A 23,693-nucleotide genomic window follows, 5' to 3' on the forward strand; every position below is an offset into this window, starting at 1 on the left:
CTGGATGCCCAGCCTAGAGTGGTGCAGGTGGTGGGCAGCTTCTTCTCGGGCGTGGGGATGCTGCTGCGCGGCTTCGCCTTCTGGGGCCGGCGCCCCGGCGTGATGCTGCTCGGCCTCATCCCGGCGGCAGTCGTCTTCGTCCTCGTCCTCGCGGCGCTCGTCGCACTCGGGATCAGCCTGCCCGGGCTCACCGATTGGCTGACGCCGTTCGCGGATGCGTGGGTCGACCCTTGGCCGGCCCTGTTCCGCGGGACCATCGGCGCGATCATCTTCGGCGCCGCCGTCGTGCTCGCGGCCGTCACCTTCACGGCGCTCACGCTCGCCGTCGGCGACCCGTTCTACGAGCGCATCTGGCGCGCCGTCGAGCTCGAACTCGGTGGGGAGGTGCCCGAACGGGGAGTCGGGTTCTGGCGATCCGTGAGGGACTCGCTCGTGCTCATCGCGGCCGGTCTCGTCACCGCGATCGGTGTCGCGCTCACCGGATTCGTGCCGGTGGTCGGCGCCGTGCTCGCGCCGACCCTCGGCGTGATCCTCTCGGGGCGGCTGCTCGCGATGGAGCTGAGCTCGCGCCCGCTCGAGGCACGCGGCATCGACCGGGCTGCTCGCCGGGCGCTGCTCCGCGGCCACCGCTCACGGCTGCTCGGATTCGGCGTCGCGACACAACTCTGCTTCATGATCCCGTTCGGCGCCGTGATCACGATGCCGGCCGCCGTCGCCGGCTCGACGCTGCTCGCGCGCTCGGTGCTCGACACTCCTGCTCAGCTGACGGCCCGGCGGTAGGTGCGAATCGCGAGGGGGACGAAGACTACGAGGATTCCCACGGTCCACGCGAGGGCGGTGAGGACCTCACCGGCGATCGTGTGGCCGACGGGGAGGGCTCCTTCGCCGAGGGTGAGGCCACGCAACGCGTTGCTGACGATGGTGATGGGCTGGTGGTCGGCGAAGGTGGCGAGCCACTCCGGCATCGTGCTCGTCGGCAGGAAGACCGAGCTCGTCAGGGTGAGCGGGAAGACGACCAGGTAGACGGCTGCTTGGATCGCTTCGGCGTTCTTCATCGCGAGCCCGAGAGTCGCCATGATCCAGGAGCAGGCGTAGCCGAAGGCGAGCGCGAGTGCCATGGCGGCGAGCAGGTGCCAGATGCTCGTCTGCAGTCGGAAGCCGAGCGCGATCCCGACGCCGAGTTGCAGGGTGAGGATGAACGCGTTGCGTACCAGGTCGGCGAGGGTACGACCGGCGAGAACGGCCGAGCGCGCCATGGGCAGGGACCGGAATCGGTCGATGACGCCGTTCGCACGGTCTCTGTTGAGGCCGAACGCGGTCGGAGCGGCACCGAACACGGCTGACTGGGCGAGGATTCCGGGGACGAGCCAGTTGATGTACTCACCTTGCGCCGCGGCAGGCAGGGCATTCTCGATGGCTCCACCGAACACGTAGAGGAACAGGAGCATGAACGTCACGGGCTGAATCGTCGATAAGACGAGGACATCAGGCAGGCGGAGGTTCGCCAGGAGGTTGCGCTTGGTGATGACTCCGATGTGGATGACTGCGTTGCTCATACCATCGTGCGTTCTGCGAGAGCCGATGGGGCGGGCGCGCGGCCGGTGAGGTGGAGGAACACGTCATCGAGGGTGGGCTGATGCAGGCCGATGTCGTCAGGGCGGATGCCCGCGCCATCGAGCCGTTGCAGGGCTTCGCGTAGGGTGTTCGCTCCTCTGCGCGCGGGCAGGACAAGCGTGCCGCGGTGGGTGTCGTACGTGGCGTGGCCGCCATCGACGCCTCCGAGGATGGCGACGGCCGAGTCGCGCTGGTCATCGGGCACGGACAGCTCCAGGACCGATCCGCCTGTGCGGGCCTTGAGCTGCTCTGCAGTGCCTTCGCTGACGAGGCGGCCGTGGTCGATGACGGCGATCCGGTCAGCCAGCTGGTCGGCCTCCTCCAGGTACTGGGTGGTGAGCAGAACCGTGGTGCCACCGTCGACGAGGTCATGGATCAGGCCCCAGATGTCGCGGCGGCTGGCCGGGTCGACGCCGGTCGTGGGCTCGTCGAGGAACAGGATGTCGGGCTCGCCGACGAGCGACGCGGCGAGGTCGATGCGCCGGCGCATGCCGCCGGAGTACGTCTTGACCTGCCGGTCTGCGGCATCGGCGAGGTGAAGGCGTTCCAGGACCTCCCCGGCGCGGGCCCTGGCCTGGCGTCGAGGAAGACCGTAGAGACGACCGGTCATCTCGGTGTTCTCACGACCGGTGAGATAGTCATCGACCGCGGCGTATTGCCCGGCGAGGCCGATGCGCCGACGGACCTCAGCCGGGTTCCGGCGAACGTCGTACCCTGCGACGTGGGCGGTGCCGCCGTCGGCTCGCAGCAACGTGGCAAGGATCCGGATGAGGGTGGTCTTGCCAGCGCCGTTCGGGCCGAGCAACGCGAAGATGACCCCACGTTCGATGTCGAGGCTCAGTCCGTCGAGCGCCTTCACCTCGCCATAGGCCTTGAGCAGATGCTCGACGCTGATGATCGCGTTGCTCATGCTTCATTCCTTTACTCCACATTGTATAACAGATAGTAAACATATGCACGAGTACACTTCAATGTCAATACGCGGGCGCACTCGACTCCTGAGTCGACCAGCCGCCGCGAATGGGAGGACCGATGACTGAGCCGGTGAAGGCTGAACGGGAGCAGAGACTGCCACGCGTCGAACGGCGGGAGCAGATCCTCGCCGCCGCCACGGAAGCCTTCGCACGCAGCGGTTTCGCAGCGACCAGCCTGGACGACATCGCCACCGAGGCCGGGATCTCACGAGTGATCCTGTACCGGCATTTCGACTCGAAGACCGACCTCTACCGAGCGGTTCTCGACCGCATGCGCGCCCGCCTGGCCGCCAACGTCGGTGAGCCGGTCGGCGGTTTCACCGACACCAGCATCGACGGCTTGCTCGCTGCGGCGCTCGAGTCCCCAGCCGGGTTCCGGCTGCTGTTCCAGCACGCCGCCCGGGAACCGGAGTTCAGGGCGAGCGTCGATGAGTTCCGCGACGATATGACCACTGCCGCGCTGCTGCAGATCTCCGCCTTCGTCCAAGATCGGCGCTTGGCGCTCTGGGCGTCGAAACTGGCTCCGGTCGTGGCGATCGAGGCCATCATCGCGTGGCTCGACGCCGGCCAGCCCGACCCCGACGGAGCTGCCGGACGGGTTCGACAGGCCGTCATGGGTGTCATCAGGGCGGCCGCATCCTCCGAAGGCTAGTCGCCGCCGGGCGCACGCCCGTCGAACAGCAGCATCGGCACCGGTCCGAACGGCATCGATCGCACCCGCAACCGTCGGATGTCGCCGCCGACGAACCCCGCCTCGGCGAGCGCCCGTTCGGTGTCGCGGTCCCAGTGGCATCCGTGGCACACCCGCTTCGAGATCGGCGTCGCCACCCACTGCACCGCGCGCTTCAGGGTGCCCGGCGGCGCCACGACGTGATCGACGAAGATCACCCGACCGCCCGGCACGAGGATCCGGCGCACCTCGGCGAGCGCCGCCGCCGGATCGTCGACCGAGCAGAGCACGTAGGTGCCCACGACCGCGTCGACCGAATGGTCGGGCAGCGGGATCGACTCGGCCCGGGCGTCCAAGGGCGTGGCCGTGTGCCGCCACTCGCGTGCGCGCGTGGCGAGCTCGGCGCGCCGCTTCGCATCGGGCTCGAGTCCCTGCCACTCGACGCCCGGGTCGAACGCGCCGAAGTTCTCGCCGTCGCCGGCGCCGATCTCGAGCACGCGCCCGCGCACGCGCCCGAGGAACTCGCGTTCGAGGTCGTCGAGCCCGGCGTCGTCGATCAGCGCGGTCGCCACCCTTGCACGCTACCGCTCCGACGCTGAGTCGTCAGCCCTGCACGCGACCTGACGTCGCCGCGATGCGCTTCAGCAGCGGCGGCTTGGCGAGCACCCAGGCGACCACCATGACCACGACGGATGCCGCGAAGACCCCGAAACCGATCCAGTCGTCGGCGTCGCGGGCGGCGTACATCTCGTTGAGCTTGCGGAGCGCGCCGGTCGTAAGCACCAGCACGACGTGCACGAACGTGAACGCCAGGAAGAACAGCATCACGGGATAGTGCAAGGACTTGCCCAGCTTCTCGGGGAAGGCGCGCACGAGCGGACCATCCAGCGGCCACACCGACGACAACCGCAGGCCCGTGAGGATCGCGATCGGCGACGCGATGAACACGATCGTGAAGTACGCGAGCTGCTGCAGCGAGTTGTACACGACCCACGAGTTCTCGGTCGGCCACTCCAGCGAGGCGTACTGCAGCGCCGCTGAGACCGCATTTGGCACCACCGCCCAATCGGTCGGCACGATGCGCAGCCACTGCCCGGTGGCGAAGAGCAGCACCACGTAGACGATGCCGTTGAGCACCCAGAACGCGTCGAGCCAGAGGTGGAACCACAGGTGGATGCCCATCCGGCGCGGGTTGCGCTTCGTGCGAGGCCATCTCGTGTTGTCGCGGGTCCAGAACCCGGGCGGGCGCTGCTTGGAACGCAACTGGTATCCCGTGCGCACGAGCAGCAGCAGGAAGAACGAGTTCAGGAAGTGCTGCCAGCCGAGCCAGGCCGGAATACCGACGGGCGTGCCCTCGGGCGGCGGGACGATACCCGGATAGCTCTCGATGAACTGCTCGACCGCAGGCAGCCCGCGCAACCAGCGCGCCACGAGCACCATGACGACGAACGCGACGAGGGAGATGACCGTCCACCAGAGCACGCGCTTGCGCTGGGCCTTCCACCAGTCGCGCGCTCGGGCGGTGCGGCTGGGCTTCGAGGAGGTCACGGTCATCTCCGGGTGCGGTTCCTTCTCCGGTGGGGGCCGGCGCGAGGCCGTCACGACGGGCGCGCACGCGCGCCGGAGCCGCGGCGGCGGACAACGGATGCATCGACCCTAGCGTCGGCGGCTGCAAGCGGCGAAGCCGGGCCGCAACACCATGACGCAACGCGGCAGGACGGCGGCGTGAAGAAGGGTCGGACACTCCTTCGTAGACACGCCGCCGTCGTGGTGCTTCAGTGGTCTCGTGACCCGCATGGTCGATGCCGACTATCTCGTGGTCGGTGCCGGCGCCACGGGGATGGCGTTCACCGATGCCCTGATCGACCACGCCGACGTGCGAGTGGCACTGGTCGATCGTCGTCACGGTGTCGGCGGGCACTGGCTCGAGGCCTACCCGTTCGTGCGCCTGCACCAGGCCTCCGCCTTCTACGGCGTCGCGTCGACGCTGCTCGGCGGCGGCCGTCTGCAGCGGCACGGACCCGAGGCCGGCCTGCAGGAGCGGGCCACGCGTTCGGAGATCTGCGCCTACTACGAGAGCATGCTGGCCGACCGGATGCTGGAGTCGGGCAGGGTCGAGTTCTTCGCCGGCTGCGAATACGTCGGGGATCGCACCTTCGTCTCCCGCATCTCGGGCGAGTGGTTCGCCGTGCCCGAGCGGTGCCGGATCGTCGACGCCCACTATCTGGCTCCCGCGATCCCGGCGGAGACGCCGCCGCCGTTCGGGGTCGCCGACGACGCCCGGGTGATCCCGGTCAACGACCTCGCACGGCTCGAGGAGGCTCCGAGCGAGTTCGTGGTCGTCGGGTCGGGCAAGACCGCGACCGACGCGTGCGTCTGGCTGCTGGCGCGCGGCGTCGAACCCGACGCGATCTGCTGGGTGCGGCCTCGAGATCCGTGGATGCTCAATCGCGCAGTGGTCCAGCCCGATCCGGTGGTCTTCCTCGGCATGGTCGCCGACACGATGCAGGCAGCCGAGGCGTCAGCCTCACTGGCGGACCTGTTCCTCCGGCTGGAGGACGCCGGCGTCATGCTGCGCATCGACCAGTTGGTGGTTCCGACGATGGCCAAGACCCCCACCCTTGCGGCGTGGGAGCTCGAGGCCCTGCGCACGATCGGGCGCGTCGAACGCCACGGGCACATCGTGCGGGTGGACCGAGGAAGGGTCGTGTTCGCGGCCGGGTCGATCGCGATCGCAGACGACGCGATCGTGGTGCACTGCGCGGCCGAGGGGCTCCAGTACCGGCCGCTCGTGCCCATCTGGGGTCCGGAGGCGATCACGCTCCAGCCGATCCGGGCCGGGTTCCCGTGCTTCGGCGCAGCGCTCGCCGGGTACGTCGAGGCGACCCGCGACGATGACCAGGAGAAGAACCGGCTGTGCCCGCCGTCCCCGTACCCCGACTCGATGGCCGCATGGGCGCGGATGACCGTCATGGGCGCGCGTGGCGCGATGTCGTTCGGGTCCGAGCCCGACATCGCGGCGTGGGCGTCCGGGGTCGCGATCAACCCGGCGCGGATCCCGCCCGAGCTGGCCGGATCCGCGGAGTTGGGCGACACGCTCGATCGCCTGCAGGCCCACCTTCAGCCCGGGCTGGCCCGTCTCGCGGAGCTGAGCGCAACCGACCCGGCCTGAAGGACGGGCCGCCCGTGTCTCGCGTATTCGCCAGGTGGCGCCGGCGCCGGGAGGGACGAAGATGGACGCGTGGACCAAGGTGACCGCATTGACGCGTTGATGATTCGCCGCTACTTCAGCGATGGCACATCTCGGACTATCCCCGCGCAGGACGCGGAGGCGGTGATCGCCAGCGCGGCACGCAGCTTGCAGACGACGGACGAACTGGCGGGCGGCTTCACGTGGGTCGGAGCCGTCGACCCTCCCACCGAACAGCTCGAGGCGCTCCGGGACGACCTGGGCCTCCACGCCTTGGCGGTCGAGGATGCCGTGAATGGGCGCCGGCAACCGAAGCTCCAGTGGTTCGGCGAGCATCTCTTCATCGTCCTCTGGAGGCTCCGCCTGACGGACGAACACCGCTCGGTCGCCATCTCCGAGCTCTACCTGTTCGCCCGCGATGGCCTGCTCATCACCGTGGAACGGTCACGACCCGGGGTTCCCCCACTGGACGTCGCCAGGTTGCTCGACGCCGCGCCACCACCCCTGCGAGGGAATGCGCTCGGGGCCCTCCATTCCGTCGTCTCGGCGGTGATCGAGGGATATGTCGCGGTCGGGGCGTACGTCGAGGACGAACTCGAGCAGCTGGAGGATCAGGTGTTCGACGAGACCCAGGAGGATGACGCGGCTCGCCTGTACAGCCTGCGCAGGGACGTGGGCAAGGTGGGCCGTGCCGTCGCGACGATCGCGAGCTCGTTCGAGAACAACCGGGACAAGCTCCAGGATTTCGCCGAACAGTACCCGACTCTGATCCCGTACGTCCTCGACCTCATCGACGACCTCGTAAGCGTCGCCCGGCTGACCGCGGACCAGGAGGCCGCCCTCGACGGGGTGATCACCACGCACGAGAACTCCATCGCCAGCCGGCAGGGCTCCGACTCGAGGACGATCGCGGCGATCGCGGCGATCTTGGCGATCCCCGCCGTCGTCGCCGGTCTCTACGGCATGAACTTTCCCGACCTTCCACTGACCCAGCTCCGGCTCGGGTGGATCGTGGTCGTCGCGGTGATCATCGCCCTCGAGCTCTGGGCGTTCTTCACCCTGAAGCGGCGACGCTGGTTCTGACGGGCGGGCAGGACGCTGCAGATGCCGCGAACCCGTCGCCCGCGGCAATCCGCTGCCCTCGGCCCCTTGACACCGCTCCCGCGGCGAGAGCAGGCTCACTGCGAGTCATGCGATTTCGGATCCGCCGGGGGCAGGGAAACGGATCCGCTCGAGGCAGGGGGCGACGATGCCGCAGCACACCGCTCGAGGCTCGTCCGCCGGTCATCCGCGCGGGCCACGCCCGATCGAGGCCGTCGCGACCTCGGTGGCCGCGTTCATCGGGCGCGCCGATCGGGGTCCCGTCGGCAGCGCCGTTCCGGTGGACGGTTGGGGCGCATTCGAACGCGAGTTCGGTGGGCTCACGGCGCGGGTGAGCCTCGCGTTCCAGGTTCGGGACTTCTTCGCGAACGGCGGGAGCCGCGCCGTCGTGGTCCGTGTCGACGGCACGGGAGGCGAGGCAGTGCGCGTGGGACTCGCGGCACTCGACGCGGTGGACGTGCACCTCCTCGTGCTGCCGCCGGATGCCGCCGACGCCGACGCCACCGACACCAACGCCGACGACACCCATGCCGACGCTCGTGCGGCCGTGGCCGCCGCCGCCGCGTTCTGCGAGCGCCGGCGCGCGATGCTCCTCCTCGACCCGCCGACGTCGTGGACGAGCGCGGAGGCCATCCTCGCGGCGACGTCGGCGCCAGGCGGCATCGGCGCCCTGATCGGCACGACCAGCGCCAACGCCGCGCTGTACGCCCCGCGGCTGCGCCAGCCCGACCCGCTGCGGGGCGGGGCCGACGGCGTGTTCGCGGCATCCGGAGCGGTGGCCGGGGTGATCGCCCGCACCGACGCGACGAGCGGTGTGTGGACGGCGCCAGCGGGAAGGGACGCCGAGCTCCGCGGTGCCGACGGCGTGGACGTGCACCTGCGGTCGGCACACCTCGCGCGTCTCGCCGCCGGCGGCGTCAACGCGCTACGCGACCTGCCGCCAGGCGGGCCGGTGGTGTGGGGCGCCCGCACGCTGGCGGGTGCCGACACCGCGGCGAGCGAATGGAAGTACGTGCCCGTGCGCCGGATGGCACTCTTCCTCGAGCAGAGCATCGAGCGGGGCCTCCGGTGGGCGACGTTCGAACCGAATGATGAGCCGCTCTGGACGTCGGTGCGCCGCACGGTCGAGACGTTCCTGTTCGACCTGTTCCGCGCGGGCGCGTTCCGGGGGCTCTCGCCGGCCGAAGCGTTCTTCGTGCGCTGCGGGCGCGACACCATGACCCAGGACGACGTCGACGCGGGCCGGCTCGTGGTCGTGGTCGGGTTCGCGCCGATCATGCCCACCGAGTTCGTCGTGGTCCGCATCGGCGTGCACGCCGTGGCACCCACAGAATAGGGCGTGGATCACTCGGCCGGATCCGCCGGTTCCCGGTCCGCTGCAGGCGCCACCGACGCGAGCGCTGCCGCGGAGTTCGCGTGCAACACGAGGAGGGCGAAGCCGCCGAGGCCGAGCACGCCGAGCACCGGCTGCGCGAGCACCACCATCGCCGAGGCGAGGAGGATGACGAGGGAGAGCAGCGTGGGCAGCGGCCGCCGCACGGCGAGGAAGAGACCGGTCCTCGCCGCAGTCACCGCACCGACGCCGGGCCGCGACGCCAGCACCGCGAGGGAGTGCAGCGTGCCGGCCGCGACGACGACGGCGATGACTGCCGTCACCGGGCCGATCAGCGCGGCGAACACCGTGCCCCAGATGACGCCCGCATCGACGATGAGCACGAACAGGACGACGGTGAACGCGGCCCAGATGCCGAGCGCCCGCATCGCGAGGGTGCGCCACGCGCGGACGAAGTCGCGGAACGGTGCCACCCGATCACTCGACGCCGCTCCCCCGAAGACGGCGAAGGCGGCGGCGATCGCCGGGCCGATCGGCAACGCGCACACGAGCAGGAACGGCCAGGCCTCGAGCGGACGCGCGAGCACCGTGAGGGCGAACGTGAACGGCGCCGCCCCGGCGATCCCCGTCGCGATCCCGACGCCGAGTCCGCGATACACCGTGTCGAACAGCGCCTCGAGCGCCTCCTGCCTCGGTGACAGCAGGCTCCGGAGCCGGCCGTGCGGACGACGGTCGCGCACGTCACTCTGCGCCACCGCTCCATCAGCCACGCCCGTCATCCCTTCAGACCCGTCGTCGCGATGCCCTGGATGAACTGCTTCTGGCCGAGGAGGAACACGATCACGATCGGGATGACCGAGATCACGGAGCCGGTCATGATCATCGCGTACTGCGCGTCGTACTGTCCGACGAACGAGCGCAGCCCGAGCTGCACCGTCCAGAGGTCGTTGCTCGTGAGGTAGATGAACGGCCCCATGTAGTCGTTCCAGACCCCGACGAACGTGAGCAGGCCGAGGCTCGCGAGTGCGGGCTTCGAGAGCGGGAGGATGATCCGCGCCCAGATGCCGTACTCGCTCATGCCGTCGATCCGAGCGGCCTCGCACAGCTCGTCGGGAATCGTCAGGTAGTACTGGCGCATGAGGAAGACGCCGAACGCCCCGAACGCCTGCAGGAGGATGATCGACAGGTGGGTGTTCACGAGCCCCGCCTGCTGCATCATGATGTACTGCGGGATCATGTACGCCTGCCAGGGCACGGCGATCGTCGCGATGTAGGCGACGAACAGCACGTCGCGACCCGGGAACCGCAGCTTCGCGAAGCCGTAGGCGGCGAAGCTCCCGGTCAGCAGCTGCAGGAACGTGATCACGATCGCGAGGAACAGCGAGTTCTTGAGGTAGTTCGCGAGCGGGATCTGCGTCCAGATGTCGACGTAGTTCGACCAGACGAACTCGGTCGGGATCCACTGCGTAGGAATCTGGAAGACCTGGTTGTCGTGCTTCAGCGAGGACGAGATCATCCAGAAGAACGGAACGAACACGAGCCCCACGACGACGACGAGAAGCGCGTAGAGCAGCGCCTTCCTCGCCGCCGACACGCGCCGGCCGCCGCGGGGACGGCGGGGGCGGCGGCCGACGACGCGCTCCGCCTCAGGCGCGGTCATCGCGGCGGTCACCGTCGACTCGAAGGCGCCGAGCCGGGTCTCCTCGTCGAGCTTGGTGTCGGTCATCACAGCTCCTTGCGCTTCTGCAGCGTGAACTGGGCCGCCGTGAAGGCCAGCACGATCACGAAGAGGACGAGGGCGATGGCCGACGAGTAGCCGAATCGGTTCTCGATGATGCCCTGCCGGTAGATGAGTTGCGAGAGCACGGTCGTCGCGCGCCCCGGCCCGCCGTCCGTCATGACGACGATGAGGTCGAAGACCTTGAAGCTGGAGATGGTGATCATGACGAGCACGAAGAAGGTCGTCGGCCGCAACGACGGGATGGTGACGTTCCAGAACCGTTGCCACGCATTCGCGCCGTCGACCTCGGCGGCCTCGTGGTACTCGGTGGGAATGGCCTGCAGTCCGGTGAGGTAGAGCACCATGTAGTACCCCATGTCCCGCCAGACGCTGGTGATGATGACCGCTGGCATCGCCCAGGCCGAGCTCGAGGTCCAGCCGGGTGGGTCGGCGACGCCGAAGAACTCGAGCGCCTGGTTGATGGGACCGGCCGTCGGGTTGAACAGCATGTTCCAGACGACGGCGACCGCGACGAGCGAGGTGACGTATGGGAAGAACATGGCGGTGCGGAAGAAGCCGAGTCCCCGGAGCCTGCGGTTCAGGAGGAGCGCCAGCCCGAGCGACGCGGCCATCGTGAGGGGGATGTGCCCGATCGCGTAGTACGCGGTGTTGCCGAGCGCGATCCAGAACGTCGGGTCGCCGAGCATGCGCTCGAAGTTGTCGAGTCCGACCCACTCTGGCGGGGTGAACGAATCCCACTCCATGAACGCGAGCACGAAGGCGCCCGCCATGGGCACGAGCGTGAGGAGGGCGAAGCCGGCGAAGTTCGGCAGGATGAAGCTCCAGCCGACGGCGATGTCGCGGAGTCGGCGCCTGCGCTTCGTGCGCTCGCGTGTCGCGAGCGGCGCCGGGGCGGTGACGGCCATGGTGGTCCTTCCGATCATTGGCGGATGCCGCGGCATCCGGCGATGCCGGCGGGGGCCCGCTCCGCGGCGGGAGCGGACCCCGGCCGGATGACTAGCCGAGCACCTCGCTGGTGACGCGGTCGTCCATGGCGCCGATGCCGTCGCCCACGGATGCCTCGCCCACCATGATGAGGTCGTGCTCCTCGTCGAGGATGGTGCTGATGTCGGACGTGTTCTCGCTCACCGGCATCTCGAGCGCGACGGTCTTCGGCTCGTTGAAGGTCGTGACCGAGAGGTCATCGGTCGGCAGCGCGGTGAATGCCTCGGCGACCGCGTCGGAGCCGTAGGCCGGCACGACGCCGATCGCGGCGATCGCCTTCGCACCCTCCTCGCCCGCGGCGAACTCGAGGAACTTCTTCGCCGCGGCCTGGTGCGCCGACTTGGTGTTGATGGCGAACGCGGTCGGCGATCCGAACGTGACGGTGTCCTCGCCGGACTCGACCTGCGGCAGCGGCGCGACACCCCAGTCGACCGTGGAGGTGCCGCCGTCGATCGCCGCCTTGATGCCGGCGATGTACCAGGAGCCCATGGGCATCATCGCCGCCTGGCCGGTCTCGAACATCGTGCGGTAGCTGATCTGCTGCGACTTGGCCGTGGCGTAGTCGAGGGCGGAGCCCGACTGCTGGAGGCCGAGGAACAGCTCGTACTGGTCGTCCATGAAGCCGTAGTCGCCGCTCAGGAGGTCGCCGTCGGTCTGCGCGGCCGCGGTGGCCTGGGTCACCGAGCGCCACGTGTGCTGGTAGCTGCCGTACACCTTCGGGTTCGCTGCATCGTCGGTGAGCTTCGCCGCGAGGTCGGCGTACTCGTCCCACGTGATGTGGTCGGGGTAGTCGAGGCCCGCCGCGTCGAACAGTCCCTTGTTGTAGTAGAGGAGCCAGAAGTCCTGGCGGTACGGCACCGCGTAGTACACATCGTCGACCTGGTACGGATCGAGACCCGCGATCTTGTCGGTGTCCATCGCGTTCACCGTGTCCGTGACGTCGAGCAGCTGTCCGCGGTTGGCATAGCGCGAGTAGTCGGTGACGTTCTTCATCGTGAGCACGTCGGTCGTGTCGCCGCCCGAGAGCATCGTCGTGAGCTTCTCGGCGTAGTCGTCGGCGAGGATGTCGACCGGCTCGATGGTGATGTCGGGGTTCTCTGCCTCGAAGGCCTCGAAGAGGGCCTTGAACTCGGGGGTCTGGTCGTAGTTCCAGACCGAGACCGTCAGGGTGACGGGGCCCTCCTCCTCGGCCGGGGCGGCTTGGCCGGAGCATCCGGTGAGGACGAGGCCCGCGAGGGCCACGGTGGCGGCCGCTGCGGTGATGGTGCGCTTCATTGCGTGTTCTCCTTTGACTTGGCGATGGTAATCGACGCCCGGGCGGCGTCTGTGCTGCAGGATGTATGCTCAGCCCACCTCCGGGAGGGTGACCGAGACACGTGCGCCGTCGTCCCACACGACGAGCGCGGTCGGGGCGTCGTCGGGAACGGCCACGGTGGGAGCCGATCCGAGGGCGACGCCCGCGAGTCCGATGGCGGCGATGCGCCAACGTGCATCACCTGGGAGGGGTGCGGTGAGCCACGGCGTCCCCGTGCGCGGCCCGAGGAAGGTCGCGTCGGCGTCGAGCTGCACGCCCGACGCCGTGAACCCCGCAAGCGAGCGGATGCCGGAGGTGAGGCGTCCGCCGGTCGCGAAGGCGGTTCCCGTGGTGGCATCCGCCTGCACGTCGTGCCCCGACACCGGCCACCCGCTGACGCGGAGCTCGTCGCCGTCGATCTCCTGCCCGTCGTCGCGTGCGACGCTCACGAACCGCACCTCCCACGCGCCGCGCACGAGCGACGCCGTCGTCACCCGCGGGCCGCGCCGCACGACGCCGCCGGGCCACGGCGTGCCGTGGTCGGGATGCTCGGGTCGATCGCTCACCCAGTGCGCGATCGCGGTGGAGACGGCCCAGCCCGCGGTGGATCCGTCGTCGCACACGAGCTCCTCGAGCGCGTCGGTCGTGAATCCCGATCGATCGCCGGCCACCCCGTCGGCGACGATCGCGACGGACTGGTCGGGACGTTCCTCGGCGGATGCCCCGACGAGCAGCGGCGCGGTCGCCGTCGAGTACCCGAACTTCGCGTAGAGGGGGGCGTCGACGCCCAGCACGCCCGCCATGGCGTGGTCCGTGCCGTGGTTCACGACGCGCACGATCCCGTCTGCCCGCGTGCCGGCGGCAAGCCAGCCCGGGGCGACCATGCCGCGCACGAAATCGCCCCGCTCGACGGGCAGCGGAAGTTCGACGGCGGTCCAGACGGGGTGCGTCGCGGGCAGCGCGATACCGAGCATCCCCTTCGCGGCCCAGTAGGGCGATCCGGGGCCCGAATACGTCTGCGCGATCGGCCGCCAGGCGCCGTGCCAGCCGAGGGAGAGGCGTCCGTCCGCGTCGGGGGCACCCCGGTCGGCGAAGTGCGAGACGATGCCGCTCGCCGCACGGCGGAGCAGTCCGGGCGCCGCCGCGGTCGATCCGGCGAGCGCTCCCGCCCAGAAGGGGGCGGCTGCCGCGAAGCGGTAGGTCAGGCTGCGGCCCTGGATCAATGGCCCGCCATCGGCCCCCACGAGGGCGATCGCGTCGACGAGGAATTCGTCGAGCGCGTCGCGATACCTCGGCAGCCGTTCGCGGAACGGATCGTCGGCCTCGAGCATCGTCTCCCAGAGCACGGGGTAGAGGTGCAGGGCCCAGCCCGTGTAGTGGTCGAACGAGCGAGCCGCGCCATCGGCGATCCAGCCGCCCTGGCGGAAGAACGTGTCCGCGAGCGCGAGGTCCTCCTCGATGTCGCTCCGCGAATGGGGTGCGCCGACGCTCGCGAGGAACTGTTCGACGACGATGCGGAACCAGACCCAGTTGATCGGCGGGTAGGTGCCGCCGATCACGGTGGAGAGGTAGTCGACGACTTGATCCTGCACGCGCGTCGGCAGGTTCGCCCAGAGCACGTCGCGCGTGAGGTGCAGTCCGATGGCGAGCGCCGCGGCCTCGACCTTCGCCTGGTCGACCTCGTCGGGGCGGAGCCAGCGCTCGGGCGATGCGGGATCGGTGCCCGCATCGATGCCTTCGGCGTACCAGGCGGCGAGGGCGCCGGTCGAGTCGTGCGACCCGGCGATGCGGAAGGCGGCGAGCATGAACGTGCGCGCGAAGCCCTCGAGCGCGTCGACGTCGGCGCCGTACCCGCCGGGTTCGCCGGGAAAGGCGAGGAGCGCATGGCGCGGCGACGCCACCCGGCGGCCGGCGTCGAGCATGCGGTCGGCGAGCGCCAGCCAGTCGCATCGTTCCCAGCCGGTGATGGGCGAGATCGAGTCGGTCACGCGCTCACCCCCAGGTCGGCGAGGACCACCTCGGATTCGAGCGGGAGGTCGAGCGTCCAGCGGGCGAGTTCGTCGAGGGCGGCATCCGACATCCGTCGGGTCTCGCTGCCGAGGGAGCCGGCGATGTGGGGAGTGATCGACACGTTCGGCAGCCGGTACAGGGGCGAGTCCACCGGCAGGGGTTCGGGTTCGGTGACGTCGAGCACCGCGTCCAGTCGCCCGCTCACGCACTCGGCGATGAGCGCATCGGTGTCGATCAGGCTCCCGCGGGCGGTGTTCACGACGGTCGCGCCGTCGCGGAGCAGGGCGAGCTCGGCGGCGGCGATCATGTGGCGTGTCTCGGGGAGTTCAGGAGCGTGCAGGCTGAGCACGTCGACGCGGCGCAGCAGCTCGTCGAGGGCGGTCAGCGTCGCTCCGGCTGCGGCGATCGTCTCGACCTCGACGTGGGGATCGGCCACGAGGATCTGCACGCCCTCGAGCTGGCGGAGCAGCGCGACCACCCGTCGCCCGATGCGGCTGAACCCGACCACGCCGATGGTTCGGCCGAGGTTCGAGTAGCCGTCAGTGACCAGGCGGGTGCGCCAGTCCTCCGTTCGATGCGCGAGGGGCTCGCGTGCGAGGAACTGCGCGCGCTTGTCGGCGAGCACGATCGAGGCGAACGTGAACTCGGCGACGGGGATGGCGTTCGCATCGGCGGCGCTCGTGATCGTGATGCCCCGATCCCAGAACGCGTCGGTCGTGATCGCGCGTACGGTGCCGGCGCAGTGGAACACGGCCCGGAGCGCGGGCATCCGCGCCAGGCGCTCCGCCGTGAGCCGAGGGCTGCCCCACGAGGTGACGAGCACCTCGACGCGAGCGAGCTCCTCGGAGAGCGAGGCATCGTCGAGGTCCCCGATCGGGCCCGGCGTCACGAGTTCGACGAGTGACTCCAGGCGGCCGATCCGCTCCTCGTCGAACTGCTGGGCGAATGCCTCGGGCCACATCGCGATCAGCGCGGCGGGGCGGGGCTCGCGGGTCATGGTGCTCCTCGTTGAGTTCCGACCTCGTGGGTTGCGGCCGGGCTGAGTGATAGTGAATACTCCATCTCGATCTCAGTCAAAGCGATCGAACAGATTCGAACATGGTCGATCGCAAACGCTCAAGGAGCTGCCAGTGCACACCGATCGAGCCTTCCTCATGCCGCGAGGCGCGCTCGTGGAGGCATGGGCCCGAGCCGAGTGGCATCCGCAGTCGCTCCTGCTCGACGACACCGAGGCCATCGATCCGGATGCCACGGCGGTCGCGCGCTTCGTCGCCACCGCCGACCGTGCGCTCGGCACGCCGTGGCCCGACGTGCGCCTCAGCGACTACGCCCGATACCCGCGGGACGGCGATCGCTCCGCCTACGAGTCCGCGACGTTCGCCCGCATGGATCGGGTCGCGACGGCGGTCGTCGCCGCCGTCGCGACCGGGCGCGTCGAGTTCCTCGACGAGGCCGCCGACGGCCTGTACGCCATCTGCGAGCAGTCCACCTGGTGCTGGCCGGCGCACGACGACGTGTTCGCACGCAGCGGCGAGGTCGTGGCCGACCGCTCGCGCCCCTACGTCGACCTCGGTGCCGGCGAGATGGCCGCGCTGCTCGCCTGGGCGCGCTTCGCCCTCGGAGCTGCGCTCGACGCCCGGTTCCCCGGGCTCACGCGCCGCATGGGCGCAGAGGTCGACGAGCGCATCCTCGCGCCCTTCCTCGAGCGACGGGACTGGCACTGGCTCGGCCTGCACGGGCGAATCCACAACTGGAACCCGTGGATCCACGGGAACGTGATCGTCGCGGCTGCGGCGTTCGCGGATCCCGGCATCACGCGCGTGATCGTCGACCTCGCGGTCGAGGGCATCGATCGCTACCTCGCCGCCCTCCCGGCCGACGGCGCGATCGACGAGGGCTTCGGCTACTGGTGGAACGGTGCCGCGCGGGCGCTGGATGCCCTCGAGGTGCTCGACCGCGCGGCCGGCGGCACGCTCGACGTCGGCGCGGTCACCGGACTCGACGAACTGCTGCGATTCCCGCTGCGCTCGCAGCTTGGCCTCGGATGGGTGCTCGGATTCGCCGACGCGGAGCCTCGTGCGTCCAACGACCACCCCTGGCGCATCCCGCACCACTGGGGCCGGCGCCTCGGCCTCGACGACGTCGTCGCACACGCGAGCGGCTTCGAGCGCGGAGCTCCTGACGGGGTCGCGCCGAACGTCGGACTCGGCCGGATCCTCAGTGCACTGGCCGACCGCGACTGGGCGCGGGCATCCGCGGGTGCGCCGGCGCTGCCGGCATCCGTCGTGTTCCCTTCGTTGCGCCTCGCCCTCGCCCGCCAGCGCAGCGGATCGCCGGAGGGTCTCGCGATCTCCCTGAAGGGCGGACACAACGACGAGAACCACAACCACAACGACCTCGGAAGTGTCACCGTCACCCTCGACGGCATCCCCGCGGTGATCGACATCGGGCGTCCGACCTATGACGCGCGCACCTTCGGCCCCGACCGCTACACGCTCTGGACGATGCGAAGCGACTGGCATTCCGTGCCCGAACCGCGCGGCGCACTCCAGCAGGCGGGAGCCCGATGGCGAACCGGCGAGCTCCGCGGCGAAGACGACGGGTCCGGCATCGCCGAGTGGGCCCTCGACCTCGGCGATGCGTGGGGGCTGGAAGCCGATGGCGGCGAACGGTGGATCAGGCGGATCCGGCTCGACCGCGAGGCATCCGCCGCGGAGGTGCACGACGAGTGGTCGCTCGCCGAGCATCCCGACACGCGCACGACGTGGATCGCCTGGGCCGACGTGGAGGAGGCCGGCCCGACCACGCTCCGAATCCGCCGACCGGTCGCGGGATCGCGCGATGTGCTCGTCGACCATGACGCCGCAACCGTCGCGATCGAGGTGCGCGAGATCGACGACCCGGTGATCGCGCATTCGTGGGGCGAGCGCCTCACGCGCGTGCGGCTCTCGCCGCCACCGGGCGCGAGTTCGATGACGGTGCGATTCCGCGCCGATGATGGCGACGACGTCGGGGGGACGCACGCGTGAACGAATCGAATCCGCCGCTCTTCGCCATCGCCCGACGCGAGCGGATCCTCGACGAGTTGCGGCTGCGCGGCTCGGTGACCGTCAGGCAGCTCGCCGAGGAGCTCGGCGTCACCGACATCACCGTCCGCCGCGACATCGCCGCGCTCGCCGACCGCGGGCTGGTGACGCGGGTGCACGGTGGAGCCACGCTGCGCAGCGCCCTCGATCGCACGGTCGCGCGCGGGACCGACGGCAGCCACTCCCGGTACCGCATCGGCATGGTCGTGCCCTCGCTCAGCTACTACTGGCCGCAGATCGTCACCGGAGCGCGCGCCGCCGCGACCGCCGCGCAGTCGCAACTCGTGCTGCGGGGCGCGTCATACGACCCGGCCGACCAGCGACGGCAGATCTCCGCGCTCGTCGAATCGGGTTCGGTGCACGGGCTGGTCGTCGGGCCCGAGACCGCAGGCCGGGACGGCGCAGCCATCCTGAGCTGGCTCGAGGAGCTGGCGATGCCCGTGGTGCTCGTCGAACGTCGCGCGCCCAGCGCGCTGGCACTGCGCCGACTCGAATGGGTGACCACCGACCACGAGTTCGGCGCGATCCTCGCCGTGCACCACCTCTACCAGGCTGGGCACCGCCGTATCGGCCTCGCGCTGCCTCCCAATTCGCCCACCTCGGAGCACCTGCGACGAGGCTGGTCACGGGGGCTGTCCGAGCTCGGTCTCGACCCGTCGTCCACGTTCGAATATGCGCTCGAAGACCTCGACAGCGAGCACCGCGAGCGCAACCTGGCCGAGCTCGTGGATCGATGCGTCGCGACGGGCACGACCGCGCTCTTCGTGCACTCGGATCCCCAGGCGATCCACCTCGAGCACCACTGCCTGGACCGTGGCCTCCGGATCCCCGAGGACCTCGCGATCGTCGCCTACGACGACGAGATCGCCGAGAACGGCGAGCCGCCCATCACGGCGCTCCGCCCGCCGAAGGCGCACATCGGCCGGCTCGCGGTCGAGACGCTCGTGAGCCGCCTCGACGAGGGCCCGCGGCGGCCGGTCCAGCGCATACAGGCCCTGCCCGAGCTGATCGTGCGCGAATCCTCCAGGCTGCACGACTGAAGGCCCTTTCGCTGCGTGCATCGGCGTGCTGGACATGGAAAGCGGGAGATGATGGCTCGATGATCAACGGAGCAGCCTGCTGATGCACGCCATCGCGATCGTGGGCGGAGGCAACATGGGCCGCACCCACGCCGGAGCCTGGTCGGAACTCGGCCTCGGCGACCGGATCCGACTCATCTGCACGCCGAGGCCCGGGAGCACCTTTCCGCATGCGCCTTCGGCCAGGTTCGTGACCGACCTCGACGATGTGCTGTCCGACCCCGCAGTGGACATCATCTCGGTGTGCACGCCGACGCCCTCCCATTCCGACCTCGCCATCCGTGCCCTCGACGCCGGAAAGCACGTCCTCCTCGAGAAGCCCATCGCCCTCACCACCGATGAGGCCGAGGAGATCGCCGCAGCGGCGGCCGAGAGCAGCGGCATCCTGATGGTGGCGCACGTCGTGCGGTTCTTCGAGGGCTACCAGCGAGTGCGGACCGAGGCGGAGTCGGGACGTCTGGGGGTCCTTCGGACCGCGCGGGCGAGCCGGTTGTCGGCGGCGGCGGCGTGGGCGTCGTGGCTCGCCGACGAGTCGCGATCCGGCGGCACGCTCGTCGACTTCGCGATCCACGACTTCGACCAGCTGAACCTCTTCCTGGGGCGCCCCGTGGCGGTCACCACCGTGGAGACCGGATCGCCGGGCCGACTGGAGACGACCGTCGAGTACCAGGGGGGTGGCCTCGGCCAGGTGGTGACCTGCGCCGACATGCTGGCCGGCTCGGCCTTCTCGAGCTCCCTCGAGGTGACGGGTGACGCGGGCACCTCGTCCTCCCGGTATCCGGATGCCCCGCAGCAGAACCCCTACGCCCGACAGGCCGCGTACTTCCTCCGCTGCGTCGATGCCGGAGTCCAGCCCGACTACTGCCGGACCGAGTCCGCGATCCTCGCCCTCCGGGTCTCGGTCGCGGCGCGCGAATCCCTCCACTCGGGCCGCACCGTCGACGTCGGCTGACTCCCCGACACCGCCGCCCACCACGCCGTGACCGCCCATGCGAGAGTGGGGCCATGGACCACACCGAATGGGACGTCGTCATCGTCGGCGGCGGCAGCGCGGGGCTGAGCGCCGCGCTGATGCTCGGCCGTTCGCGCCGTCGCGTGCTCGTCGTCGACGGCGGAGAACCGCGCAACCGCTTCGCGTCGCACATGCACGGCGTGCTGAGCCGCGACCACTCCTCCCCGCTCGAGCTGCTCGCTGCCGGACGCGCCGAGCTGACGAGGTACGCCGACGTCGCCGTCGAGTCCGCGACGGTCACCTCGGCCGCCTCGGTCGAGGGGCGCAGCAGCTTCGAGGTCGAGCTCGACTCCGGCGAACGGCACCTCGCCCGGCGGATGCTGGTGGCCACGGGCCTGCGCGACGAGCTCCCCGACATTCCCGGCCTCGCCGAGCAATGGGGTCGCAACGCCGCGCTCTGCCCTTACTGCGACGGCTGGGAGGTGCGCGACCGCCGCATCGCCGTGATCGCCACGGAGGCGGCGAACGCGCATCAGGCGCAGCTCATGCGGCAGCTCTCGCCGCAGGTCACCTTCTACACGCAGGGGGTGCGCCTGCCGGATCCGGCACGCACGGGACTCGAGGCCCGCGGCATCGCGATCGAGTCGCGCACGGTCGTCGAGGTGGTCGGAGACGCGGAGGGCGGCCTGCGGGGCGTCCGCCTCGACGACGACACCGAGCACCCGGCGGACTCGATCTTCGTCGCCCCGCGCCCGGTGCCGAACGACGGGCTGCTGCTCGAGCTCGGCGCACGCACGATGCGTCAGAACGGCGTCGACTGGGTGCTCGTCGATCCATCCGGTCGCACGAACGTTCCGGGGGTCTGGGCGGCGGGCAACATCACGACCGCCCAATCGTCGGTGCCCGTCGCGATGGCGGCCGGAAGCCTCGCGGGGGCCGCGATCAACGCCGACCTCGTCGAAGAGGACATCCGCAGGGCGGTGGCCGCGACGGGCTGAGCGTCCCTCGTCGAAGAGAGCGGGGACCCCACCCGTACCCGAGCTCCTCGCCTCCGCGCTCGGACGAGCGGATGCCGCGAGCCCTCGCCCGCGGCATCCGCTCGATCCCGGCTTCGCGGTCAGCCCCGCAGCGACGCGAAGAACGCCCTGATGTCGCCGGCCAGCACCGAGGGCACCTCGAGTGCCGCGTAATGGCCGCCCTCCTCGAAGCGGCTCCAGTGCACGATGTTCGAGTTGTCGCGCTCGGCGAACACCTTGATCGTCTGGAAGTCGTCCTTGAACACCGCCACTCCGGTGGGGGCCGCGTTCACCTGCGGCTCGGCCTGGGCACGGGCGTTCTCGAGGTAGCTCCGGCTCATGCCGGCCGCGGCATTCGCGAACCAGTTCACGGAGACCTCGGTGAGGATCTTCTCGAGTGGCACGAGGGACGTGCCATTGCCGAAGGAGTTGAACAGCTCGCTGTACGCGAGCAGGCCGACGGGCGAGTCACTGAGCCCGACCGCGACGGTCTGCGGCCGGCTGGCGTTCATCGTGTTGTAGCCGCCGACGGACTGGAACCACTTCATGTGCTCGAGTCCCGCGTAGTCCTGCGGCTCGAGGCGCTCGAACTCGCTCGGGTCGCCCGACGGGAACGAGAAGAGCTGCAGCACGTGCAGGCCGAGGAAGCCGTCAGGGCTCAGCAGGCCGAGCTCGCGGGCGACCATCGCGCCGTTGTCGGAGCCGTGGATGCCGTACTCGGCATACCCCAGCCGGTGCATGAGCTCGTCGTACGCGCGCGCCACACGTGCCAGGGTCCAGCCCGCCTCGGTGACGGGGTTGGAGAAGCCGTAGCCCGGGGCATCCGGGATCACGACGTCGAAGGCGTCCTCGGCGCGACCGCCGTGGGCCACCGGGTCGACGAGCTCGTCGATCAGGTCGAGGTAGTCGACGGATGACCCGGGGTAGGTGTGCGCGAGCAGGAGCGGCGTCGCTCCGGGGTGCTCGGAGCGCACGTGGATGAAGTGGATCGCCTGGCCGTCGACGTCGGTGATGAAGTGCGGCACGGCGTTGATGCGGGCCTCCTCGGCGCGCCAGTCGAAGCCCGAGCGCCACTGCTCGACGGCGTCGCGCAGGTACGCGTTCGGCGTGCCGGCGTCCCAGTCGTCGACGGGCGCGGGCTGCGGCAGGCGGGTGCGGGCGAGTCGGTCCATCAGGTCGTCGAGCTCGGCGTCGGCGACCTCGACGCGGAAGGGGCGGATGTCGGTGCTGGTTGCGGTGATGTTCGTCATGTCTTCGACAGTACGGTGCATATAGGCACGTTCAGTTCCTAATAGAAGAGGAGAATCAGGTACATGTCCGACACCGCCGCGCGCCTGCTCGCGCTCCTCTCGCTGCTGCAATCGCGACCCGACTGGACGGGCACCGAGCTCGCCGCGCGCCTCGGCGTCACGACACGCACCATCCGCAACGACATCGACCGACTGCGAGAGCTCGACTACCCGGTCGACGCGACGCGCGGCGCAGCCGGCGGCTACCGGCTGGGCGCCGGCGGCAAGCTCCCGCCGCTGCTCCTCGACGACGAAGAGGCCGTGGCGGTGGCCATCGGGCTGCGCGCTGCGACCGGCATCGCCGGCATCGAGGAGTCGAGCGCCCGAGCGCTCGCGAAGCTCGAGCAGGTACTGCCCTCGCGCTTGCGACCGACGGTGACGGCACTCGCGACCGTCGTCGACCGGGCACCCGAGAACACCGGCACGGATGCCCCGGATCCCGAGGTCGACCCCGCGGTGCTCGCCGCCATCGCCGCCGCGATCCGCGACGCCGAATGGTTCCGCTTCGGCGACCGCGGCACACCGCGTCTCGTCGAGCCGTACCGCCTGCTGAGCTGGGAGCGGCGGTGGTACCTCGTCGGGCGCGACCCCTCATCGGGCGAATGGGGCACGTTCCGCGCCGACTGGATCGAGCCGCGGATGCCGACCCGGCGACGCTTCTCCCCCACGCCGCTGCCGGGCGGCGACTACACCGCATTCGCGATGCGCTTGATCGCCGCGAGCGGCTGGAAGGTGCACGCGCGCCTGCGCGTCGCCGCACCCGCCGATTCGGTGCTCGCCCGCATCAACCCGACAGTCGGCGTGGTCGAGTCGATCTCCGACACCGAGTCCGTGCTCGTCACCGGCGCCGACTCGCTCGACACGATCGCCGCGTACATCGGCATGCTCGGCATGGACTTCACGGTCGAGTCGCCGGCCGAGCTCCGACCGCGGCTGCGCACGCTCGCCGAGCGCTACGCTCGTGCCGCGACGACCTGACGTGACACGTCAGACCGCGGCGTATCGTGATGCCACGCAGAGAGGGCGTGCCCCGACCGCGGCGCGCCCTCTCCACCCGATGGCGGGGGTCAGCAGTGCGTCGCATCGTTGCCATCGATCGAGGCGAGCAACGTGCCCAGACCTCCGGGACCTTCGACGTTGAAGAGTCGCGCGACATTGCCGATCCCGAGACGCGGCTCGTCGAAGGAGCTGGCGTGGGCACCGAGCCCCCCGTCAGAGCGAGCCGCCTGCGACGAGACGACGCCCCAGCAGTTGCTTCCGTCCGCAGCGACGGCGGGTGCGGCCAGGGCGAGGCTGGCCATGATGCCGAGTACCCCGGCAACAGCGAGAGTGCGAGTACGCATGAGAACCTCCTGATGGA

22 protein-coding genes are annotated in these 23,693 nt (G+C 70.2%); 10 read left to right on the forward strand and 12 right to left on the reverse strand.

Annotated elements, in window-relative coordinates:
- The first annotated feature begins 27 nt into the window (after positions 1-27).
- The gene (locus ASG80_RS08395; protein WP_235508246.1) at positions 28-780 is read left to right on the forward strand and encodes an EI24 domain-containing protein; all 753 of its coding nucleotides are present in this window, start codon (positions 28-30) and stop codon (positions 778-780) included.
- On the opposite strand, the gene ASG80_RS08400 is transcribed toward ASG80_RS08395, so the two are convergent.
- Positions 759-1,556: an ABC transporter permease gene (locus ASG80_RS08400; RefSeq protein WP_056729730.1), complete on the reverse strand. Its 798-nt coding sequence runs from the start codon at positions 1,554-1,556 to the stop codon at positions 759-761. The two genes, ASG80_RS08395 and ASG80_RS08400, sit on opposite strands and share 22 nt — an antisense overlap.
- A complete protein-coding gene (locus ASG80_RS08405) occupies positions 1,553-2,524 on the reverse strand; it encodes an ATP-binding cassette domain-containing protein (RefSeq protein ID WP_056729731.1) in 972 nt (323 codons plus the stop codon). The genes ASG80_RS08400 and ASG80_RS08405 overlap by 4 nt, the downstream gene beginning before the upstream one ends.
- A 122-nt stretch (positions 2,525-2,646) precedes the next feature.
- Between ASG80_RS08405 and ASG80_RS08410 the strand changes: the two genes are divergently transcribed.
- Complete coding sequence (locus tag ASG80_RS08410; RefSeq protein WP_056729732.1) at positions 2,647-3,240, forward strand: TetR/AcrR family transcriptional regulator; 594 nt, start codon at positions 2,647-2,649, stop codon at positions 3,238-3,240.
- Here ASG80_RS08410 and ASG80_RS08415 read toward each other — a convergent pair.
- Together ASG80_RS08415 and ASG80_RS08420 are read right to left on the reverse strand one after the other, a co-directional pair.
- Entirely contained in the window at positions 3,237-3,830 is a 594-nt protein-coding gene (locus ASG80_RS08415) for a class I SAM-dependent methyltransferase (RefSeq protein ID WP_056729733.1), read from the reverse strand. The two genes, ASG80_RS08410 and ASG80_RS08415, sit on opposite strands and share 4 nt — an antisense overlap.
- Before the next feature lie 31 nt (positions 3,831-3,861).
- Positions 3,862-4,812: a cytochrome b/b6 domain-containing protein gene (locus ASG80_RS08420; protein ID WP_056729734.1), complete on the reverse strand. Its 951-nt coding sequence runs from the start codon at positions 4,810-4,812 to the stop codon at positions 3,862-3,864.
- A gap of 241 nt (positions 4,813-5,053) precedes the next feature.
- On the opposite strand from ASG80_RS08420, the gene ASG80_RS08425 reads away from it, so the two are divergent.
- The 3 genes from ASG80_RS08425 to ASG80_RS08435 all read left to right on the forward strand — a co-directional run bounded on the left by ASG80_RS08425 (position 5,054) and on the right by ASG80_RS08435 (position 8,885).
- Positions 5,054-6,430 (forward strand): FAD/NAD(P)-binding protein, encoded by a 1,377-nt coding sequence (locus tag ASG80_RS08425; protein WP_082589961.1) that lies wholly within the window; start codon positions 5,054-5,056, stop codon positions 6,428-6,430.
- A 186-nt stretch (positions 6,431-6,616) separates the two neighbouring features.
- A complete protein-coding gene (locus tag ASG80_RS08430) occupies positions 6,617-7,531 on the forward strand; it encodes a CorA family divalent cation transporter (RefSeq protein ID WP_162256610.1) in 915 nt (304 codons plus the stop codon).
- A gap of 166 nt (positions 7,532-7,697) precedes the next feature.
- Positions 7,698-8,885, forward strand: coding sequence for a phage tail sheath subtilisin-like domain-containing protein (locus ASG80_RS08435; protein WP_056729737.1), 1,188 nt, complete (start codon positions 7,698-7,700; stop codon positions 8,883-8,885).
- A gap of 8 nt (positions 8,886-8,893) precedes the next feature.
- Here ASG80_RS08435 and ASG80_RS08440 read toward each other — a convergent pair whose 3' ends face one another.
- The 6 genes from ASG80_RS08440 to ASG80_RS08465 form a co-directional block, all read right to left on the reverse strand.
- Positions 8,894-9,652 (reverse strand): DUF624 domain-containing protein, encoded by a 759-nt coding sequence (locus ASG80_RS08440; protein WP_162256611.1) that lies wholly within the window; start codon positions 9,650-9,652, stop codon positions 8,894-8,896.
- 5 nt (positions 9,653-9,657) lie between these two features.
- The gene (locus ASG80_RS08445) at positions 9,658-10,608 is read right to left on the reverse strand and encodes a carbohydrate ABC transporter permease (protein WP_082589965.1); all 951 of its coding nucleotides are present in this window, start codon (positions 10,606-10,608) and stop codon (positions 9,658-9,660) included.
- Positions 10,608-11,528, reverse strand: a complete 921-nt coding sequence (locus ASG80_RS08450) for a carbohydrate ABC transporter permease (RefSeq protein ID WP_056729739.1) — start codon at positions 11,526-11,528, stop codon at positions 10,608-10,610. The genes ASG80_RS08445 and ASG80_RS08450 overlap by 1 nt, the downstream gene beginning before the upstream one ends.
- A gap of 91 nt (positions 11,529-11,619) precedes the next feature.
- On the reverse strand, positions 11,620-12,882 hold the full coding sequence (locus tag ASG80_RS08455) for an ABC transporter substrate-binding protein (RefSeq protein ID WP_056729740.1): 1,263 nt from the start codon (positions 12,880-12,882) through the stop codon (positions 11,620-11,622).
- A 69-nt stretch (positions 12,883-12,951) separates the two neighbouring features.
- Positions 12,952-14,889 (reverse strand): DUF2264 domain-containing protein, encoded by a 1,938-nt coding sequence (locus ASG80_RS08460; protein WP_156401727.1) that lies wholly within the window; start codon positions 14,887-14,889, stop codon positions 12,952-12,954.
- Complete coding sequence (locus ASG80_RS08465; RefSeq protein ID WP_056729741.1) at positions 14,886-15,908, reverse strand: hydroxyacid dehydrogenase; 1,023 nt, start codon at positions 15,906-15,908, stop codon at positions 14,886-14,888. Before ASG80_RS08465 ends, ASG80_RS08460 begins: the two co-directional genes overlap by 4 nt.
- Before the next feature lie 133 nt (positions 15,909-16,041).
- Here ASG80_RS08465 and ASG80_RS08470 point away from each other — a divergent pair, with 133 nt between their 5' ends.
- From ASG80_RS08470 to ASG80_RS08485, 4 genes are all read left to right on the forward strand, one after another.
- Positions 16,042-17,940: a heparinase II/III family protein gene (locus ASG80_RS08470; RefSeq protein ID WP_056729742.1), complete on the forward strand. Its 1,899-nt coding sequence runs from the start codon at positions 16,042-16,044 to the stop codon at positions 17,938-17,940.
- Positions 17,937-19,037, forward strand: coding sequence for a LacI family DNA-binding transcriptional regulator (locus ASG80_RS08475; protein WP_056729743.1), 1,101 nt, complete (start codon positions 17,937-17,939; stop codon positions 19,035-19,037). The genes ASG80_RS08470 and ASG80_RS08475 overlap by 4 nt, the downstream gene beginning before the upstream one ends.
- An 82-nt stretch (positions 19,038-19,119) precedes the next feature.
- Positions 19,120-20,028 carry a Gfo/Idh/MocA family protein gene (locus tag ASG80_RS08480; RefSeq protein WP_056729744.1) on the forward strand — a complete coding sequence of 303 codons (909 nt, stop codon included), beginning with the start codon at positions 19,120-19,122 and terminating at the stop codon, positions 20,026-20,028.
- A gap of 53 nt (positions 20,029-20,081) precedes the next feature.
- Complete coding sequence (locus ASG80_RS08485) at positions 20,082-21,026, forward strand: NAD(P)/FAD-dependent oxidoreductase (protein ID WP_056729745.1); 945 nt, start codon at positions 20,082-20,084, stop codon at positions 21,024-21,026.
- A 119-nt stretch (positions 21,027-21,145) separates the two neighbouring features.
- On the opposite strand, the gene ASG80_RS08490 is transcribed toward ASG80_RS08485, so the two are convergent.
- Positions 21,146-22,294: an epoxide hydrolase family protein gene (locus tag ASG80_RS08490; RefSeq protein ID WP_056729746.1), complete on the reverse strand. Its 1,149-nt coding sequence runs from the start codon at positions 22,292-22,294 to the stop codon at positions 21,146-21,148.
- A gap of 63 nt (positions 22,295-22,357) precedes the next feature.
- Here ASG80_RS08490 and ASG80_RS08495 point away from each other — a divergent pair, with 63 nt between their 5' ends.
- Complete coding sequence (locus tag ASG80_RS08495) at positions 22,358-23,311, forward strand: YafY family protein (protein ID WP_056729747.1); 954 nt, start codon at positions 22,358-22,360, stop codon at positions 23,309-23,311.
- Positions 23,312-23,400: 89 nt separating this feature from the next.
- On the opposite strand, the gene ASG80_RS08500 is transcribed toward ASG80_RS08495, so the two are convergent.
- Positions 23,401-23,676 carry a hypothetical protein gene (locus ASG80_RS08500; protein ID WP_156401729.1) on the reverse strand — a complete coding sequence of 92 codons (276 nt, stop codon included), beginning with the start codon at positions 23,674-23,676 and terminating at the stop codon, positions 23,401-23,403.
- Positions 23,677-23,693: the final 17 nt, after the last annotated feature.

The sequence above is a fragment of the Agromyces sp. Soil535 genome, from assembly GCF_001428255.1.
Taxonomy (GTDB): Bacteria; Actinomycetota; Actinomycetes; order Actinomycetales; family Microbacteriaceae; genus Agromyces.

Excerpts from the sequence above, each read along its gene's own strand:
- ASG80_RS08400 (WP_056729730.1), bottom strand. The coding sequence starts at position 1,556 with ATGAGCAACGCAGTCATCCACATCGGAGTCATCACCAAGCGCAACCTC.
- ASG80_RS08405 (WP_056729731.1), bottom strand. The coding sequence starts at position 2,524 with ATGAGCAACGCGATCATCAGCGTCGAGCATCTGCTCAAGGCCTATGGC.
- ASG80_RS08410 (WP_056729732.1), top strand. The coding sequence starts at position 2,647 with ATGACTGAGCCGGTGAAGGCTGAACGGGAGCAGAGACTGCCACGCGTC.
- ASG80_RS08420 (WP_056729734.1), bottom strand. The coding sequence starts at position 4,812 with ATGACCGTGACCTCCTCGAAGCCCAGCCGCACCGCCCGAGCGCGCGAC.
- ASG80_RS08425 (WP_082589961.1), top strand. The coding sequence starts at position 5,054 with ATGGTCGATGCCGACTATCTCGTGGTCGGTGCCGGCGCCACGGGGATG.
- ASG80_RS08435 (WP_056729737.1), top strand. The coding sequence starts at position 7,698 with ATGCCGCAGCACACCGCTCGAGGCTCGTCCGCCGGTCATCCGCGCGGG.
- ASG80_RS08445 (WP_082589965.1), bottom strand. The coding sequence starts at position 10,608 with ATGACCGACACCAAGCTCGACGAGGAGACCCGGCTCGGCGCCTTCGAG.
- ASG80_RS08450 (WP_056729739.1), bottom strand. The coding sequence starts at position 11,528 with ATGGCCGTCACCGCCCCGGCGCCGCTCGCGACACGCGAGCGCACGAAG.
- ASG80_RS08455 (WP_056729740.1), bottom strand. The coding sequence starts at position 12,882 with ATGAAGCGCACCATCACCGCAGCGGCCGCCACCGTGGCCCTCGCGGGC.
- ASG80_RS08465 (WP_056729741.1), bottom strand. The coding sequence starts at position 15,908 with ATGACCCGCGAGCCCCGCCCCGCCGCGCTGATCGCGATGTGGCCCGAG.
- ASG80_RS08480 (WP_056729744.1), top strand. The coding sequence starts at position 19,120 with ATGCACGCCATCGCGATCGTGGGCGGAGGCAACATGGGCCGCACCCAC.
- ASG80_RS08485 (WP_056729745.1), top strand. The coding sequence starts at position 20,082 with ATGGACCACACCGAATGGGACGTCGTCATCGTCGGCGGCGGCAGCGCG.
- ASG80_RS08490 (WP_056729746.1), bottom strand. The coding sequence starts at position 22,294 with ATGACGAACATCACCGCAACCAGCACCGACATCCGCCCCTTCCGCGTC.
- ASG80_RS08495 (WP_056729747.1), top strand. The coding sequence starts at position 22,358 with ATGTCCGACACCGCCGCGCGCCTGCTCGCGCTCCTCTCGCTGCTGCAA.
- ASG80_RS08500 (WP_156401729.1), bottom strand. The coding sequence starts at position 23,676 with ATGCGTACTCGCACTCTCGCTGTTGCCGGGGTACTCGGCATCATGGCC.